The organism is Vibrio furnissii CIP 102972, from assembly GCF_000176175.1.
Lineage (GTDB): Bacteria > Pseudomonadota > Gammaproteobacteria > Enterobacterales > Vibrionaceae > Vibrio > Vibrio furnissii.
Genome location: NZ_ACZP01000005.1, coordinates 1 through 15217 on the forward strand (window position 1 = coordinate 1; position 15217 = coordinate 15217).

The 15217-nt window shown below is 52.3% G+C and carries 17 protein-coding genes; 15 read left to right on the forward strand and 2 right to left on the reverse strand.

Going from position 1 to position 15217, the window contains the following annotated elements; all coding sequences use genetic code 11:
- Window positions 1-158: 158 nt before the first annotated feature.
- On the forward strand, window positions 159-1178 hold the full coding sequence (gene tsaD / locus VFA_RS00305; RefSeq protein WP_004723811.1) for a tRNA (adenosine(37)-N6)-threonylcarbamoyltransferase complex transferase subunit TsaD: 1020 nt from the start codon (window positions 159-161) through the stop codon (window positions 1176-1178).
- A 139-nt stretch (window positions 1179-1317) separates the two neighbouring features.
- The gene (locus tag VFA_RS00310) at window positions 1318-2136 is read left to right on the forward strand and encodes an alpha/beta fold hydrolase (protein ID WP_004723814.1); all 819 of its coding nucleotides are present in this window, start codon (window positions 1318-1320) and stop codon (window positions 2134-2136) included.
- A gap of 69 nt (window positions 2137-2205) precedes the next feature.
- On the opposite strand, the gene plsY is transcribed toward VFA_RS00310, so the two are convergent.
- Window positions 2206-2811, reverse strand: a complete 606-nt coding sequence (gene plsY / locus VFA_RS00315; RefSeq protein ID WP_004723816.1) for a glycerol-3-phosphate 1-O-acyltransferase PlsY — start codon at window positions 2809-2811, stop codon at window positions 2206-2208.
- A gap of 190 nt (window positions 2812-3001) precedes the next feature.
- On the opposite strand from plsY, the gene folB reads away from it, so the two are divergent.
- From folB to rpoS, 11 genes are all read left to right on the forward strand, one after another.
- On the forward strand, window positions 3002-3355 hold the full coding sequence (gene folB / locus VFA_RS00320; protein WP_004723818.1) for a bifunctional dihydroneopterin aldolase/7,8-dihydroneopterin epimerase: 354 nt from the start codon (window positions 3002-3004) through the stop codon (window positions 3353-3355).
- On the forward strand, window positions 3352-3843 hold the full coding sequence (gene folK / locus VFA_RS00325) for a 2-amino-4-hydroxy-6-hydroxymethyldihydropteridine diphosphokinase (protein WP_004723819.1): 492 nt from the start codon (window positions 3352-3354) through the stop codon (window positions 3841-3843). The genes folB and folK overlap by 4 nt, the downstream gene beginning before the upstream one ends.
- A gap of 14 nt (window positions 3844-3857) precedes the next feature.
- A complete protein-coding gene (locus VFA_RS00330; protein WP_004723821.1) occupies window positions 3858-4661 on the forward strand; it encodes an undecaprenyl-diphosphate phosphatase in 804 nt (267 codons plus the stop codon).
- A gap of 129 nt (window positions 4662-4790) precedes the next feature.
- Window positions 4791-5075 (forward strand): cell division protein FtsB, encoded by a 285-nt coding sequence (gene ftsB, locus VFA_RS00335; RefSeq protein ID WP_004723824.1) that lies wholly within the window; start codon window positions 4791-4793, stop codon window positions 5073-5075.
- Complete coding sequence (ispD, locus tag VFA_RS00340; RefSeq protein ID WP_004723825.1) at window positions 5072-5785, forward strand: 2-C-methyl-D-erythritol 4-phosphate cytidylyltransferase; 714 nt, start codon at window positions 5072-5074, stop codon at window positions 5783-5785. Before ftsB ends, ispD begins: the two co-directional genes overlap by 4 nt.
- 49 nt (window positions 5786-5834) lie before the next feature.
- Window positions 5835-6311: a 2-C-methyl-D-erythritol 2,4-cyclodiphosphate synthase gene (ispF, locus tag VFA_RS00345; protein WP_004723827.1), complete on the forward strand. Its 477-nt coding sequence runs from the start codon at window positions 5835-5837 to the stop codon at window positions 6309-6311.
- A 31-nt stretch (window positions 6312-6342) separates the two neighbouring features.
- On the forward strand, window positions 6343-7389 hold the full coding sequence (truD, locus tag VFA_RS00350; RefSeq protein ID WP_004723830.1) for a tRNA pseudouridine(13) synthase TruD: 1047 nt from the start codon (window positions 6343-6345) through the stop codon (window positions 7387-7389).
- Complete coding sequence (surE, locus tag VFA_RS00355) at window positions 7382-8149, forward strand: 5'/3'-nucleotidase SurE (protein ID WP_004723832.1); 768 nt, start codon at window positions 7382-7384, stop codon at window positions 8147-8149. The genes truD and surE overlap by 8 nt, the downstream gene beginning before the upstream one ends.
- Window positions 8142-8768: a protein-L-isoaspartate(D-aspartate) O-methyltransferase gene (locus VFA_RS00360; protein WP_014205779.1), complete on the forward strand. Its 627-nt coding sequence runs from the start codon at window positions 8142-8144 to the stop codon at window positions 8766-8768. The genes surE and VFA_RS00360 overlap by 8 nt, the downstream gene beginning before the upstream one ends.
- On the forward strand, window positions 8768-9703 hold the full coding sequence (gene nlpD / locus VFA_RS00365; RefSeq protein ID WP_004723836.1) for a murein hydrolase activator NlpD: 936 nt from the start codon (window positions 8768-8770) through the stop codon (window positions 9701-9703). Before VFA_RS00360 ends, nlpD begins: the two co-directional genes overlap by 1 nt.
- Window positions 9704-9775: 72 nt before the next feature.
- On the forward strand, window positions 9776-10765 hold the full coding sequence (gene rpoS, locus VFA_RS00370; RefSeq protein WP_004723838.1) for an RNA polymerase sigma factor RpoS: 990 nt from the start codon (window positions 9776-9778) through the stop codon (window positions 10763-10765).
- A gap of 68 nt (window positions 10766-10833) precedes the next feature.
- Here the strand turns inward: rpoS and mutS are convergent, their stop codons facing one another.
- Window positions 10834-13395: a DNA mismatch repair protein MutS gene (gene mutS / locus VFA_RS00375; protein ID WP_004723840.1), complete on the reverse strand. Its 2562-nt coding sequence runs from the start codon at window positions 13393-13395 to the stop codon at window positions 10834-10836.
- 84 nt (window positions 13396-13479) lie between these two features.
- Here mutS and pncC point away from each other — a divergent pair, with 84 nt between their 5' ends.
- Both pncC and recA read left to right on the forward strand, forming a co-directional pair.
- Window positions 13480-13974 carry a nicotinamide-nucleotide amidase gene (gene pncC / locus VFA_RS00380; RefSeq protein WP_004723843.1) on the forward strand — a complete coding sequence of 165 codons (495 nt, stop codon included), beginning with the start codon at window positions 13480-13482 and terminating at the stop codon, window positions 13972-13974.
- A 166-nt stretch (window positions 13975-14140) separates the two neighbouring features.
- Window positions 14141-15193, forward strand: a complete 1053-nt coding sequence (gene recA / locus VFA_RS00385) for a recombinase RecA (RefSeq protein ID WP_004723845.1) — start codon at window positions 14141-14143, stop codon at window positions 15191-15193.
- Window positions 15194-15217: the final 24 nt, after the last annotated feature.

The window sequence follows — 15217 nt, forward strand, 5'->3', positions numbered from 1 at the left end:
ACCAGCTTGATCAAAAATGGTGCCGAATTTTAATCCGATAGCTACGGCTTTGTAAAGTACTTTGTCGCTTACAGTCTGTACAAAATTTGTTTGTGAAGCCAAGCCGAGGTAACATGACGCCAATTTCGAATTCTAGATGACAGCGTGCTGAGAAAACTATGCGCATTATTGGTATTGAAACCTCTTGTGACGAGACAGGTGTAGCGATTTACGACGATGAGAAAGGATTGCTGTCGCATCAACTCTACAGTCAGATCAAACTTCATGCAGATTACGGCGGCGTGGTGCCAGAACTGGCTTCGCGCGATCATGTCAAAAAAACAATTCCTCTGATTAAAGCGGCAATGGCCGACGCGAATTTAACCCCTGCGGACATTGATGGTGTGGCTTACACCGCAGGCCCGGGGCTTGTGGGCGCGTTGCTGGTTGGCGCAACCATTGGCCGCAGCTTGGCTTATGCGTGGAATGTGCCGGCAGTGCCTGTACACCACATGGAAGGCCACTTGCTGGCGCCGATGCTGGAAGACAATCCGCCGCCATTTCCGTTTGTGGCTGTGCTGGTGTCTGGCGGTCACTCCATGATGGTGGAAGTGAACGGCATTGGCCAATACCACATTCTGGGTGAATCGATCGACGATGCGGCGGGTGAAGCGTTCGACAAAACGGCGAAGCTGATGGGGCTGGATTACCCCGGTGGTCCCCTGTTGGCGCGTTTGGCGGAAAAAGGCACGCCGGGTCGCTTTAAGTTCCCGCGCCCGATGACGGATCGTCCGGGTTTGGACATGAGCTTCTCTGGCCTGAAAACGTTCACGGCGAACACCATTGCCGCCAACGGTGATGATGAGCAGACGCGCGCCGATATCGCTTATGCGTTCCAAGAAGCGGTGTGTGACACCTTGGTGATCAAGTGTCGTCGTGCGTTGGAACAGACGGGCATGAAGCGCATTGTGATTGCCGGTGGCGTGAGTGCCAATAAACAGTTGCGTGCAGATTTGGGTAAATTGGCTCAGAACGTGGGCGGTGACGTCTATTACCCGCGTACCGAATTTTGTACCGACAACGGTGCGATGATCGCCTATGCTGGTATGCAACGTCTGAAAAACGGCGATGTGACGGACTTGAGCTTGGAAGCACGTCCGCGCTGGCCGATTGATCAGCTCACGCCGATCAACAATTAATTGGGAACGACGGTCGCTTAGGCGGCCGTTTTTATATCAGTGAATCAAGCGATTAGGCGCCAGTGGTCCATCTGCTCAGAGCTGATGATGCCGAAGGCAGTGGTATAGTCGCGCCAAATTTGATGACAGGAAAAGAAGCATGCACACGTTTAACGTCGACGGGCAGCAAATGCGCTATCAGGATGTGGGTCAGGGGGACGTCATCGTCTTGGGTCACAGCTATTTATGGGACAGCACCATGTGGGCGCCACAAGTGGCCGCGCTCAGTCAGCAGTACCGCTGCATTGTGCCCGATATGTGGGCACACGGTGAATCGGATGCCGCGCCAGCGGCGATGCGCAATCTGACTGATTACGCGCAGCACGTGTTGGCGTTGATGGATCATTTGGACATTGAAACGTTCTCGGTTGTGGGGCTGTCGGTTGGCGGCATGTGGGGCGCAGAGTTAGTCGATTTGGCGCCGCAACGCGTGAAAGCGTTGGTGATGATGGATACCTTCATTGGCTTGGAGCCAGAAGTGACGCACGCCAAGTACTTTCAGATCCTCGATACCATCAGCCAATTGCAAGCCGTGCCGGAACCTTTGGTCGAGGTGGTGACGCCGATGTTTTTTGCGCGCGAAGCCACTCAGAAAACGCCAGCGTTGGTGCAGTCATTCCGAAGCCGTTTGGCAGCGCTTCGCGGCACCCAAGCGGTCGAAGTGGCACGCATTGGACGCATGGTGTTTGATCGCCGCGATCTGATGGAAGATGTGGTGGAAAAGTTTGCTTTGCCGGTTTTGGTGGCGGTCGGGGCTGAAGATGCGCCGCGTCCGGTTCTGGAATCGTACTTAATGCACGACAGCATTACGGGCAGTGAGTTGGTGGTGGTGCCAGAGGCTGGCCACATCAGTAACTTGGAACAACCGCAATTTGTGACAGACATGCTGACGCGTTTCTTGGCCAAGGTGCAGGCGTAACGATAAACGTAAAAAAGGCCGTTAGGCCTTTTTTATTGTGCAGAATCTCTACTCAAGCGAAGACGAGAGTTAATCGAGGCCGCTCGGCTTCTTCTCGCCCACCTTGGGTTCGGTGCCGGCAAATAGGCGCTTAATATTTTGATGATGGCGCAGCACAATCAGGCAGCACAGCATTGCGACGGGCAACGTATATTGCGGTTTGACCATCCAGGTATAAAACGGCGCCAATAACACCGTGACCAAGGCGGCCAGTGAGGAATAACGAAAGATCACAGCGACCACCAACCAAGTGAGCATGATCATCAGCGTGAGGTCGAGCCCGATTGGTGCGATGGCACCCAAGGCCGTGGCGACACCTTTGCCGCCTTTAAAATGGAAAAACAGTGGGTACATGTGACCCAAGCAGGCCGCAATGGCGATGATGCCGAGCAGCAGTGAATCAATGCCGAGGAAATAAGCGCTCCAGACCGGAATGGTGCCTTTGAGCATGTCGCACAACAGTACGGCTACCGCGGTTTTCTTTCCGCCGATGCGCAGCACGTTGGTGGCACCGGGGTTGTGTGAACCGACAGCGCGTGGATCCGGCAATCCCATGACACGGCAGATCAACACCGCGCTGGAGATGGACCCCAACAGGTAAGCGGAAATGATCATAATGAGTGCCAATGGCGTCATAATTGCCTCAACGTGGTGTTTTACCTAAGCGACGGCTCACAAGTCTTTGTAAACCAAGCTCAAAAGTAAAAATTCTGTTCGGATTTCGCATCTTGAGGTGGTTTGGGTATATGATATCGCGATTCGCTAAGATAGTACGTTTTTTTACTCAATTTGGGTATCCGACCTGTAAAAAGGATGCAATAGAACTATGGATAAAGTTTTTATCGAACAACTGGAAGTGATCACGACGATTGGTGTTTACGACTGGGAGCAGGAAATTAAGCAGAAGCTGGTGCTGGATCTGGAAATGGCACACGACAATCAGCCTGCCGGTAAAAGTGATGATGTGGCGGATGCGCTGGACTACGCCCAAGTGAGTCAGGCGGTGATTGAACACATCGAAACAGGTCGTTTTCTGTTGGTTGAGCGTGTGGCAGAAGAAGTGGCACAGCTCATCATGACACGCTTTTCTGTGCCTTGGATTCGTATTCGTCTCACCAAACCCGGCGCCGTCGCGCAAGCGAAAGGGGTGGGTGTGATCATTGAGCGAGGAAACGCATGATCACCACGTATGTGGGTATCGGTTCGAATCTACAACGTCATCAACACATTGAAGCCGCCGTGGGCGAATTGCGCCGCATCGGCCATGATTTGCGTTTGTCGACTATTTACGAATGTGAGTCGGTGGGCTTTGACAGCCATGCGTTTTATAACCTCGTGGTTGAAATGAAGACGGAACTTAGCTTGGCGGAATTGGCTCTAACCCTGCGCGACATTGAATTGCGTTGGGGGCGGGAGAGCCAGGCGAAGAAGTTTCAGGATCGCACGCTGGATCTGGACATCATCCTGTTTGGGGACACGATTTCAGCCACCGCGCCGGTGCTGCCACGGCCGGATATCTACCATTATCCTTTTGTGATTCAACCGTTGTATGAACTGTGCCCAGAACGTTGTATTCCCGGCACACAGGACACCATTCAACATGTATGGCAACAAGCCCAGGGATTAGAGGCATTAAAGCCCGTCGAACTGTGGTTTGCTCTTAACTAATCAACGAGAAAACAATGAGTTATTTCGAATCGTTCATTTTGGCTTTAATTCAGGGCTTTACCGAATTCCTTCCTATTTCCAGTTCTGCACACCTGATTTTACCCTCGGCTATTTTCGGCTGGGCGGATCAGGGGCTTGCGTTTGATGTCGCGGTACACGTCGGCACATTGGCGGCGGTTGTGATTTACTTCCGCCGTGAAGTGGTGTCGTTGCTGCGGGCATTTTTCGGCTCAATCTTTCAAGGGGATCGTAGCAAAGAAGCGAAGCTGGCTTGGCTGATTGTGCTGGCCACCATTCCGGCCTGTGTATTTGGCTTCCTCATGAAAGACATTGTCGAAGTCTATTTGCGCAGCGCGTGGGTGATTGCAACCACCACCATCGTGTTTGGTTTATTGCTGTGGTACGTCGATAAGCACGCATCATTGGTTGACGATGAATATCAGGCCGGTTGGAAGAAAGCCCTGTTCATCGGGGTGGCGCAAGCCATGGCAATCATTCCCGGCACGTCACGTTCTGGCGCAACCATGACCGCAGCGCTGTACTTAGGGTTTACCCGGGAAGCGGCAGCGCGTTTTTCATTTCTGATGTCGATTCCGATCATTATGCTGGCGGGTGGTTACTTAGGTTTGAAACTGGTGACCAGTGGCGAGCCAGTACATACCGGATTCCTACTGACGGGGGTTGTGACGTCGTTCATTAGCGCTTATATCTGTATTTTCTTCTTCCTGAAGCTGATTTCCCGCATGGGAATGACCCCGTTTGTGATTTATCGTCTGCTGCTGGGCGCGGGTCTGTTTGCGTTTCTGCTCAGTCAGTAAGCGCTTCTCCCTTGTGCTGACTCGCCTGAGATTCGGGGGTGTGGTATAAGTGGTGAACGTTTGTTAACAATGAATCTCATCTTATGCCGCCTTTGTGCGGCATAGTTTCACTTCACGAGAGAGACGGTTATGCGAGTATTTGCGGTGGCACTGACGCTGCTGTTTGCCTTACTACAATATGATCTGTGGATGGGGAAAAACGGCATTGCTGATTATCGCGCGGTGTCGAGCGAAATTCAGGTTCAAGAGCAGGTGAATAGCAACCTGCATCTGCGCAATCAGGAAATGTTCGCAGAGATTGACGACCTACGTCAGGGGCTGGATGCCATTGAAGAGCGTGCCCGACACGAACTGGGTATGGTGAAAGAGGGGGAAACCTTCTATCGCATCATTGGTGAGGAAAACCGCCCATGACCGCAAAGATTACCGCGATTGTGCCAGCCGCTGGCGTCGGCAGCCGTATGCAGGCCGATCGCCCCAAGCAATATTTAATCCTGCATGGTCACACCGTGCTGGAGCACACCGTCGAAGCGTTGCTGCGCCATCCTGACGTGGGCCAAGTGGTCGTGGCTGTCAGCGACAGTGACCCTTACTTTGAGTCGCTGACACTGGCGAATCACCCCCGTGTGATTCGAGTCTCCGGTGGCAAAGAGCGCGCTGATTCGGTGCTGTCTGCGCTGGACTATGTGTGTCAGCATCAGCTCAGCGAGTGGGTGATGGTACACGATGCCGCCCGTCCTTGCGTGAAACATGCCGACATCAACCAACTGGTGGCCACGGCGCAAGCGCATGCCGTGGGCGCGATTTTGGCGGCACCAGTGCGTGACACCATGAAGCGTGCCGATGGGCAGCAAAACATTGAACACACGGTGGATCGCGTGGCCTTGTGGCATGCGTTAACGCCGCAAATGTTTCGCGCGCAGCCGCTGCAACAGGCGCTGACGCAAGCACTCGATGCCCAAGCGGTGATCACAGACGAAGCGTCGGCCTTTGAGTGGTTGGGGCTCAATCCGGCTTTAGTCGCTGGGCGCGCGGACAATATTAAAATTACTCAACCAGAAGATCTCGCATTGGCTGAGTTCTATTTAAGCCGCAGTGATTTCAGTGACAATATGATTAAGTAACAAGAAGATCTAAGCAACAAGATGATCTAAGTAACCACAAGGACTGAACATGATTCGAATTGGCCACGGTTTTGACGTACACAAATTTGGCGGAGAAGGTCCGGTGATCATTGGGGGCGTCGCCGTTCCTTACGAACAGGGGCTGATTGCCCATTCTGATGGGGATGTGGCGCTGCATGCATTGAGCGATGCACTGCTGGGCGCGATTGCCGCTGGTGACATTGGCCGTCACTTCCCGGACACCGATGACAAGTGGAAAGGTGCTGACAGCCGCGAGTTGCTCAAAGATGTTTATCGCCGCGTGAAAGCGCAGGGCTACCGTCTGGGCAATGCCGATGTGACCATCATGGCGCAGGCCCCCAAAATGGCCCCGCACATTGAAGCGATGTGCGCCGCGATTGCTGACGATCTTGAAACGGATCTGGGCAACGTCAACGTCAAAGCAACCACCACCGAACGTCTTGGTTTCACCGGCCGCAAAGAAGGCATCGCGTGTGAAGCCGTCGTATTACTCGTGAAGGCTTGATTGTCACTGCTTTCACTTATCGGAATAAAAAATGACAGATCTTTTATCTTCGTTGGCTTATTTATGTGGTAAACCAACAGCAAAGGCCAAAATTAAGGCCAAACCAGAACATTTTAAAGTTGTTGAAGATTTGGGGTACCGTTTTAGCGGTGACGGCGAACACGTGATGGTGCGGATTCGTAAAACCGGCGAAAACACCAGTTTTGTGGCCAACGAATTGGCCAAAGCGTGCGGTGTGAAATCAAAAGATGTCAGTTGGGCTGGCCTGAAAGATCGCCACGCGGTGACCGAACAGTGGCTGAGTGTGCACATGCCGCAGGGGAAATTTCCCAATCTGAGCATGTTTTTGGCGCAATACCCAAGCATTGAAGTGCTGGAAATGCAGCGTCATAACAAAAAGCTGCGTCCGGGCGATCTGCGTGGCAATCGCTTTGAAGTGGTTCTATCGGAAGTCACCGACATGGACGATGTGCTGCGTCGGTTAGCGGTGGTTGCCGAGCAAGGCGTGCCTAATTATTTTGGTAATCAGCGATTTGGCCGTGAAGGAAACAACGTGACGGAAGCGCGCCGCTGGGGACGCGACAATGTTCGCAGTCGTAATCAAAACCAACGCAGTTTGTATCTGTCGAGCGCCCGTTCGTGGATCTTCAACCACATTGTGTCTGCACGTATTGAAGCGGCGTGTTTCTACCGTTTTATTGACGGTGATGTGGCGCTGGTGGGCAAAGAACAAGTATTGGTGGCAGCAGATCAACTGGCAGAGTGGAACGCCAAACTGCAACAGGGTGAAGCGGTGATTTCAGCGGCTCTGGCGGGTGACAATGCGCTGCCGACGCAAAACGAGGCGCTGGCACTGGAGCAGCCTCAGTTAGACGCAGAACCCGATCTGATGGCGCTGATTCGCGGGAATCGCATGCGTCATGACCGCCGCGCGGTGTCGCTAATGCCGCAGGATCTGAGTTGGGACGTCGATGGCGATCAGATCACGCTGCGCTTTGCGTTGGACGCGGGCAGCTTTGCGACCTCGATCGTGCGTGAATTGATCGAAGAAATTCCAGTAGAGCGTGTGTATGAGTGAGAACAAGCTAAGAATCTTGCTGAGTAACGATGATGGCGTGTATGCCGAAGGCATTCGCGCGCTGGCGTACGCCTTGTCCGACTTGGCCGAAATCATTATTGTCGCGCCGGACCGCAACCGTTCAGGGGCATCAAACTCTTTAACGTTAGAGCAGCCGCTGCGCGTCACGCGTATTGAGCCGAATACCTATTCTGTGCAAGGCACGCCGACCGATTGCGTTCATTTTGCCCTCAATGAGCTGCTCAAAGATGACTTACCGGATCTGGTGCTCAGTGGCATCAATCACGGCGCCAATTTGGGCGATGACGTGCTGTATTCGGGCACCGTCGCGGCGGCGATGGAAGGCCATTTCCTGGGCGTTCAGTCGATTGCATTTTCGTTGGTTGGAAAACATCATTTTGCCACTGCGGGAAAAATTGCCCGTCAGCTGGTGCTGCAACATCTTTCTGCTCCGATTCCAACCAACCGTCTGATTAACGTGAATATTCCGGATCTGCCTTTTGATCAACTCAAAGGTCATCAAGTGACACGCCTTGGTGCACGTCATCACGCTGAGAGCATGATCAAACAGAAAGATCCGCGGGGTCATGACATCTATTGGCTTGGCCCTCCGGGGAAAGAACAGGATGCGGGTGAAGGCACCGATTTTCATGCGGTCGAGCACGGTTATGTCTCGATCACGCCGATGCAGGTGGATTTAACGGCACACGAGTCATTGGGCGCGATGAATCTCTGGTTAAAGGAAGGTGCCGATGGCTAACCCGAAGGCGGACAGACTGATTCAATTACTCACTGAGCACGGGATCCGTGATCAGAGCGTACTGGCCGCAATTCATGCTCTTCCGAGAGAAGCATTTGTCGCTCAGGCGATGATGCATCAAGCCTACGACAACAATGCGTTGCCGATCGGACAAGGGCAGACCATCTCACAGCCCTACATTGTGGCTAAAATGACGCAAATGCTGGCGCTCAAACGCGACAGCCGAGTGTTGGAAGTCGGCACCGGCTCAGGTTACCAGACGGCAGTCTTGGCGCAATTGGTGGATCATGTGTTTTCCATCGAACGCATTAAGTCGTTGCAATGGGAGGCCAAACGCCGTCTCAAGCAACTGGATATCTACAATGTGTCGACCAAGCATGGTGATGGCTGGCAAGGGTGGCCGGCCAAAGGGCCGTTCGATGCCATCATTGTGACGGCCGCTGCGCCCGTGGTTCCGCAAGCGTTGTTGGCACAATTGGCTGAAGGGGGGCGTTTGGTAATCCCGGTTGGTGAAGAAGAACAGCAACTCCTGCACATCGTGCGTCAAGGCGATCAATTTGTCACCCAAGTGGTGGAGATGGTGCGTTTCGTCCCTTTAGTGGCAGGTGATCTCGCATAATGAATGGCTTTCAATTCCGCAATTGGATGGTGATGGGACTCTGCTACCTCGTCATGGGGTGCGTTGCGAACACGCCTGCGCCGGTGTTGGGATTGAGAAAAGATTACACTGCGATTGAGCGCGGCAGTTATCGAGGCAGCTACTACGAAGTAAAGCGCGGTGACACGCTTTATTTTATCGCTTACATCACAGATAAAGATGTAAAAGAGTTGATTCGTTACAACAATTTGACCGCGCCATACACGATTCATCCGGGACAAAAACTGAAACTTTGGACGCCGGTATACACGCCGCCAGCCTACGGTGGTACCGGTGCAGGCCCAGTCGTAACTGCGGCCAGCAAAAGTTCAACAGCAGTAAAAACTGTCAATCCTCCCGTTGTTGCGCCAAATGTGAGCAAAAGCTCTAAAACAACCGCCTCATCCCAAAGTACTAAAACTGCACCAAAAGCGGTCAAAAAACAGCCAGAAAAGAGTATTGATCAATCGAAAGCAAAAGAGTATGTTGGAGCCTCAAGTAAACAAAATGTTAATAAAACTGTAAATAAACCTAAACCATCCAACGATAAAGTCGCGAAGTGGTTATGGCCGACTCAAGGCAGAGTTGTTAAGAACTTCTCTGCGGGGGATCAAGGCAACAAAGGGATCGACATTGCAGGACAGCGAGGTCAATCCATTGTCTCCACCGCAGCAGGAACGGTAGTGTACTCGGGCAATGCACTACGGGGTTATGGCAACCTTGTCATTATAAAGCACAACGATCACTATCTCAGTGCTTACGCCCACAACGATCGGTTGCTGGTTAAAGAAGGACAAAGTGTGAAAGCTGGCCAGAAGATAGCAACAATGGGCAGTTCAGGAACCAACAGTGTTCGCTTGCACTTTGAAATTCGATATCAAGGTAAGTCAGTGAATCCAAAACGCTACTTGCCATAAACATACTTGTTTAAGAGTCATGTAGTGACATTCAGAGTAGTAATGTCTTGCTAGCTCGCCAGGGGAGGCGCTATGAGTATCAGCAATACAGCCACTAAAGTCGAAGAGTTTGAGTTCGATTCAGAAGCCGTGAATAACGCGGCGACCGACCAAGAACTGACTACCAACGATAATGACCAATCTGAAGAGGTTCGTGAAGAGTTTGATGCTTCCACGAAAAGCCTGGATGCCACTCAGATGTATCTGAGCGAGATTGGTTTCTCACCCTTATTAACCGCCGAAGAAGAAGTGCTCTATGCTCGCCGCGCCTTGCGTGGTGATGAGGCTGCGCGCAAACGCATGATCGAGAGCAACTTACGTCTGGTGGTCAAAATCTCTCGCCGTTATAGCAATCGGGGCTTGGCACTGCTTGACCTGATTGAAGAGGGCAACCTTGGCCTCATTCGTGCAGTAGAGAAATTCGACCCAGAACGCGGTTTCCGTTTTTCGACTTATGCTACCTGGTGGATTCGTCAGACCATTGAACGTGCCCTGATGAACCAGACTCGTACGATTCGTTTACCAATTCATGTGGTGAAAGAACTGAACATTTACTTGCGTACTGCGCGTGAGCTGTCTCAGAAACTCGACCACGAACCGACCGCAGAAGAAATTGCTGTGGAACTGGATAAGCCAGTGGATGATGTCAGCAAAATGCTCCGTCTGAACGAGCGCATTAGCTCCGTCGATACGCCAATTGGCGGTGATGGTGACAAAGCATTGCTCGATATCATTCCTGATATCAACAATTCCGACCCTGAAGTCTCCACACAGGATGACGATATTCGTGATTCGCTGGTGGCTTGGCTCGATGAGCTCAATCCGAAACAGAAAGAAGTGCTGGCTCGCCGTTTTGGCTTGTTAGGGTATGAACCATCAACACTGGAAGAAGTGGGCCGCGAGATCAATTTGACCCGTGAACGTGTGCGTCAAATTCAGGTGGAAGGTTTGCGCCGTCTGAGAGAAATCCTGATGAAACAGGGTTTGAACATGGAATCGCTGTTTAATGTGGAAAACGACTAATTACAGCCGATAGATTGAAATAAAAAGGCACTCATCGAGTGCCTTTTTTGATCGACGCGGGAAGCGGACTAGAGCATCTTTTTCAGACGGTAGAGCGCTTCAAGTGCTTGGCGAGGCGTGAGATCGTCAGGATCAATCTCGGCTAAGGTTTGTTCGACTTCGCTGGGTTCAGGGATCAAGCTGAGCTGATTGGCAATGTCCACGGTGTTGGGTTTGCTGCTGGGTTGTTGCAAGCTCAGTTGTTCTAACTGCGTTAACTTGGTGCGAGCATTTTTGATCACCGCTTTCGGCACGCCGGCTAACCCCGCAACGGCTAAGCCGTACGATTTGCTGGCTGCGCCTTCTTGCACAGCATGCATGAAGGCAATGCTATCGCCGTGCTCGACGGCATCGAGGTGAACATTCGCCAGATGCGGTAAGGCATTTGGCAATTCAGTCAGCTCGAAATAGTGCGTGGCAAACAGCGTCATGGCACCAATTTCTTTGGCCAACCATTCCGCGCTGGCCCAAGCCAATGACAGGCCATCATACGTGCTGGTGCCGCGACCGATTTCATCCATTAAGACCAAACTACGTTCGGTGGCGTTGTGAAGAATGTTGGCTGTTTCTGTCATCTCGACCATGAAGGTAGAACGACCCGAGGCCAAATCATCAGACGCGCCGATACGCGTAAAGATACGATCCAACGAACCAATCTGCGCCGCTTCGGCTGGCACATAAGAACCAATGTGCGCAAGCAGCGCAATCAACGCCGTTTGACGCATGTAGGTTGATTTACCGCCCATGTTCGGACCGGTGATGATCAGCATCTTGCGTTGCGGATTCAGTTCAATCGGGTTGGCAATGAAGGGTTCGCTCATCACTTGCTCGACCACTGGATGACGACCAGCTTGAATCCGAATCCCCGGTTCATCACTGAGCGTTGGACGGCAGTAATCGAGGCTTTCCGCGCGTTCGGCCAGATTTTGTAGCACGTCAATCTGCGACAGGGCAGATGCCAGATTTTGCATCTGTTCTAAATGCGGCAGTAACTGATCAAACAGGGCTTCCCATAGCTGTTTTTCCAATGCCAGCGCTTTGGATTTTGAATTGAGCACTTTGTCTTCGTGCTCTTTCAATTCCGGAATGATGTAGCGCTCGGCATTTTTCAGGGTTTGGCGACGCACGTAATGCGGCGGCACCAAATGGCTTTGCCCACGGCTGACTTGAATATAGAAGCCGTGCACGGCGTTGTAGCCGACTTTGAGGGTGTCGATGCCATGACGCTCGCGTTCGTCAGCTTCGAGTTTGTCGAGGTACTCTGTCGCGCCATTGGCCAGATCCCGCCATTCGTCTAGCTCTGCGTTATAGCCATCAGCAATCACGCCACCATCACGGATAACGACCGGCGGATTTTCTTTGATTGCCTGTTCCAGTAGTTCACACAGGTTGTCCATCGGTTGCGCGTCATCGCGCAATTGACCCAGATAGGGCAGTGTTAGACTGCTGAGCACATCCGCCAGCTCGGGCAGTTGCTGCAGCGCATGACGCAGGCGAGCTAAGTCGCGCGGCCGCGCAGAGCGCAGAGCGAGGCGCGCCAGAATGCGTTCAATGTCGCCAATCTGTTTGAGCACCGGATGCAACTCGGCAAACAAGGCATGCTGCTTTAATTCCCCAATCGCATCGAGGCGCTGATTCAAGGTGTCTAAACCGCGCATCGGTTGATGCAGCCAGCGTTTGAGCATACGACTGCCCATCGGGGTCGCGCAGTGATCCAACACTTCGGCCAGTGTATTATCGGTGCCGCCGGCTAAGTTCTGCGTCAACTCGAGGTTACGACGGGTTGCGGCATCTAGAATCACCGATTGATCTTGGCGATCAAAGGTCAGTGAACGAATGTGTGGCAGGGCAGTACGCTGAGTATCTTTCACGTACTGAATCAAACAACCCGCGGCGCATAAGCCGAGTTTGGCTTGCTCGACACCAAAACCGACTAAGTCACGGGTGCCGAACTGCTGATTGAGCTGCTGTTTGGCGGTATCCAGTTCAAATTCCCACACCGGGCGGCGGCGGTTGCCTTTGCGGCTGGCCATCAGTTGCACCGGTTCGAAATCTTCAGGAAACAGCAATTCGCGCGGTGAGGTGCGTTGCAGTTCTGCCGCCATCGCTTCTTCCGATTCCGGTTCACACAACTGGAAACGGCCAGAGGTAATATCCAATGTCGCGTAACCAAAGCGACCATCATGGTGATAAATCGCGGCAATCAGGTTGTCCACCCGTTCTGACAACAACGCTTCATCGGTGACAGTGCCCGGCGTGACGATGCGTACGACTTTGCGCTCAACCGGACCTTTACTGGTGGCAGGATCGCCAATCTGTTCGCAAATCGCGACCGACTCACCTAACTGAACCAGTTTCGCCAAATAGCCTTCGACCGCATGAAACGGTACGCCGGCCATCGGAATCGGCTCACCAGCGGACGCGCCGCGCTTGGTGAGGGAAATATCCAGCAATTGCGATGCGCGTTTGGCATCGTCATAGAACAGTTCGTAAAAATCGCCCATGCGATAAAACAGCAAAATCTCCGGGTTCTCAGCTTTGAGCTTGAGGTATTGCTGCATCATTGGCGTATGTTTTTGTTCAGCAGTCACGGGTTACATCTTTTGTTTGTGGACATAGCGGCTTAGGATACGTGAATCCCTATCGAGCGAAAAGACGCAAAGAGGTTTTTGGTTATGGAATTGCACCAAACATTAAGTCAGCAGGTTGGCGAACAATTACAGGCCGCCAATGAAGTGCTGGTGACGGCCGAATCATGCACCGGTGGCGGTGTGGCCACCGCGATTACGGATATTGCAGGCAGCTCCGCGTGGTTTGATCGCGCGTTTGTGACCTACAGTAATGAAGCAAAGCAAGAGATGATTGGGGTGAGCGCAGCCACGTTAACGCAATATGGCGCGGTGTCCGAACCGGTAGTGATTGAAATGGTGCAGGGCGCACTTGAGCACTCTTTGGGCACGGTCGGCGTCGCGATCAGCGGCATCGCTGGGCCCGGTGGTGGCAGCGAAGAAAAACCGGTCGGGACGGTTTGTTTTGCTTGGGCCGATACCCGTGGATGGTTGCTGGTAGAGACGCAGCGTTTCGCTGGCGATCGCGCGCAAGTTCGTCAACACGCGGTGGAATATGCGCTGCGGACGTTGAGCAAACATTTATCAATGGCTGAAGCGTGACGTTTATCGGCTTGCGGCAACTTTTTTCCATACAGGGGTGGACACTGTATGAATCAACAGTATAATGAGCAGCAATCTGACAACAAATGTCGAACCGATTTCTACGCATTCACGTATCACTGTCGGTGCTCAAACATAAATAGATAGTGACAGTCTGGAGAAAGTAATGGACGAGAACAAACAGAAGGCTCTGGCCGCGGCCCTGGGTCAAATTGAAAAGCAATTCGGTAAAGGTTCTATCATGCGCTTGGGTGACAACCGCACGATGGACGTAGAAACGATTTCTACTGGTTCACTTTCTCTGGATATCGCATTGGGTGCAGGTGGCCTGCCAATGGGCCGTATCGTGGAAATCTACGGTCCAGAATCGTCGGGTAAAACCACGCTGACTCTGGAGCTGATTTCAGCGGCGCAACGCGAAGGTAAAACTTGTGCTTTCATCGATGCAGAGCACGCTCTGGATCCGGTTTACGCTCGTCGTCTGGGCGTGAAAATTGATGAGCTGCTGGTGTCTCAGCCAGATACCGGTGAGCAAGCGCTGGAAATCTGTGACGCGTTAGCGCGTTCAGGTGCTGTTGACGTGATCGTGGTTGACTCGGTTGCCGCATTGACGCCAAAAGCGGAGATTGAAGGTGAAATGGGCGACAGCCACATGGGTCTGCAAGCGCGTATGCTGTCTCAAGCGATGCGTAAACTGACAGGTAACCTGAAACAGTCAAACTGTATGTGTATCTTCATCAACCAAATCCGTATGAAGATTGGTGTGATGTTTGGTAACCCAGAAACCACAACTGGTGGTAACGCACTGAAATTCTATGCTTCTGTTCGTTTGGACATTCGTCGTACGGGTTCGATTAAAGAAGGCGATGAAGTGGTGGGCAACGAAACGCGCATCAAAGTCGTGAAGAACAAAATTGCAGCACCGTTTAAAGAAGCCAACACGCAAATCATGTACGGCCAAGGCTTTAACCGTGAAGGTGAGCTGATTGAACTGGGCGTGAAGCACAAGCTGGTCGAAAAAGCAGGTGCTTGGTACAGCTACAACGGCGACAAAATTGGTCAAGGTAAAGCGAACGCATGCAAATACCTGCGCGAAAATCCTGAAGTGGCAAAGTTCATTGACGGCAAACTGCGTGAGATGCTGCTAAGCCCTGAACAAGTGGAAGTTGCGGAAGAGCCAGAGTTTGGTACTGTTCCAGAACAACAAGAAGAGTTTTAATTCAACGCTGATTGATAAAGCCCT

What these genes read in the sequence shown, in the direction of transcription:
- folB (WP_004723818.1), top strand. Translation starts at nt 3,002, where the DNA reads ATGGATAAAGTTTTTATCGAACAACTGGAAGTGATCACGACGATTGGT.
- surE (WP_004723832.1), top strand. Translation starts at nt 7,382, where the DNA reads ATGAGTGAGAACAAGCTAAGAATCTTGCTGAGTAACGATGATGGCGTG.
- VFA_RS00330 (WP_004723821.1), top strand. Translation starts at nt 3,858, where the DNA reads ATGAGTTATTTCGAATCGTTCATTTTGGCTTTAATTCAGGGCTTTACC.
- folK (WP_004723819.1), top strand. Translation starts at nt 3,352, where the DNA reads ATGATCACCACGTATGTGGGTATCGGTTCGAATCTACAACGTCATCAA.
- pncC (WP_004723843.1), top strand. Translation starts at nt 13,480, where the DNA reads ATGGAATTGCACCAAACATTAAGTCAGCAGGTTGGCGAACAATTACAG.
- plsY (WP_004723816.1), bottom strand. Translation starts at nt 2,811, where the DNA reads ATGACGCCATTGGCACTCATTATGATCATTTCCGCTTACCTGTTGGGG.
- ispD (WP_004723825.1), top strand. Translation starts at nt 5,072, where the DNA reads ATGACCGCAAAGATTACCGCGATTGTGCCAGCCGCTGGCGTCGGCAGC.
- ftsB (WP_004723824.1), top strand. Translation starts at nt 4,791, where the DNA reads ATGCGAGTATTTGCGGTGGCACTGACGCTGCTGTTTGCCTTACTACAA.
- recA (WP_004723845.1), top strand. Translation starts at nt 14,141, where the DNA reads ATGGACGAGAACAAACAGAAGGCTCTGGCCGCGGCCCTGGGTCAAATT.
- ispF (WP_004723827.1), top strand. Translation starts at nt 5,835, where the DNA reads ATGATTCGAATTGGCCACGGTTTTGACGTACACAAATTTGGCGGAGAA.
- truD (WP_004723830.1), top strand. Translation starts at nt 6,343, where the DNA reads ATGACAGATCTTTTATCTTCGTTGGCTTATTTATGTGGTAAACCAACA.
- VFA_RS00310 (WP_004723814.1), top strand. Translation starts at nt 1,318, where the DNA reads ATGCACACGTTTAACGTCGACGGGCAGCAAATGCGCTATCAGGATGTG.
- tsaD (WP_004723811.1), top strand. Translation starts at nt 159, where the DNA reads ATGCGCATTATTGGTATTGAAACCTCTTGTGACGAGACAGGTGTAGCG.
- rpoS (WP_004723838.1), top strand. Translation starts at nt 9,776, where the DNA reads ATGAGTATCAGCAATACAGCCACTAAAGTCGAAGAGTTTGAGTTCGAT.
- nlpD (WP_004723836.1), top strand. Translation starts at nt 8,768, where the DNA reads ATGAATGGCTTTCAATTCCGCAATTGGATGGTGATGGGACTCTGCTAC.
- VFA_RS00360 (WP_014205779.1), top strand. Translation starts at nt 8,142, where the DNA reads ATGGCTAACCCGAAGGCGGACAGACTGATTCAATTACTCACTGAGCAC.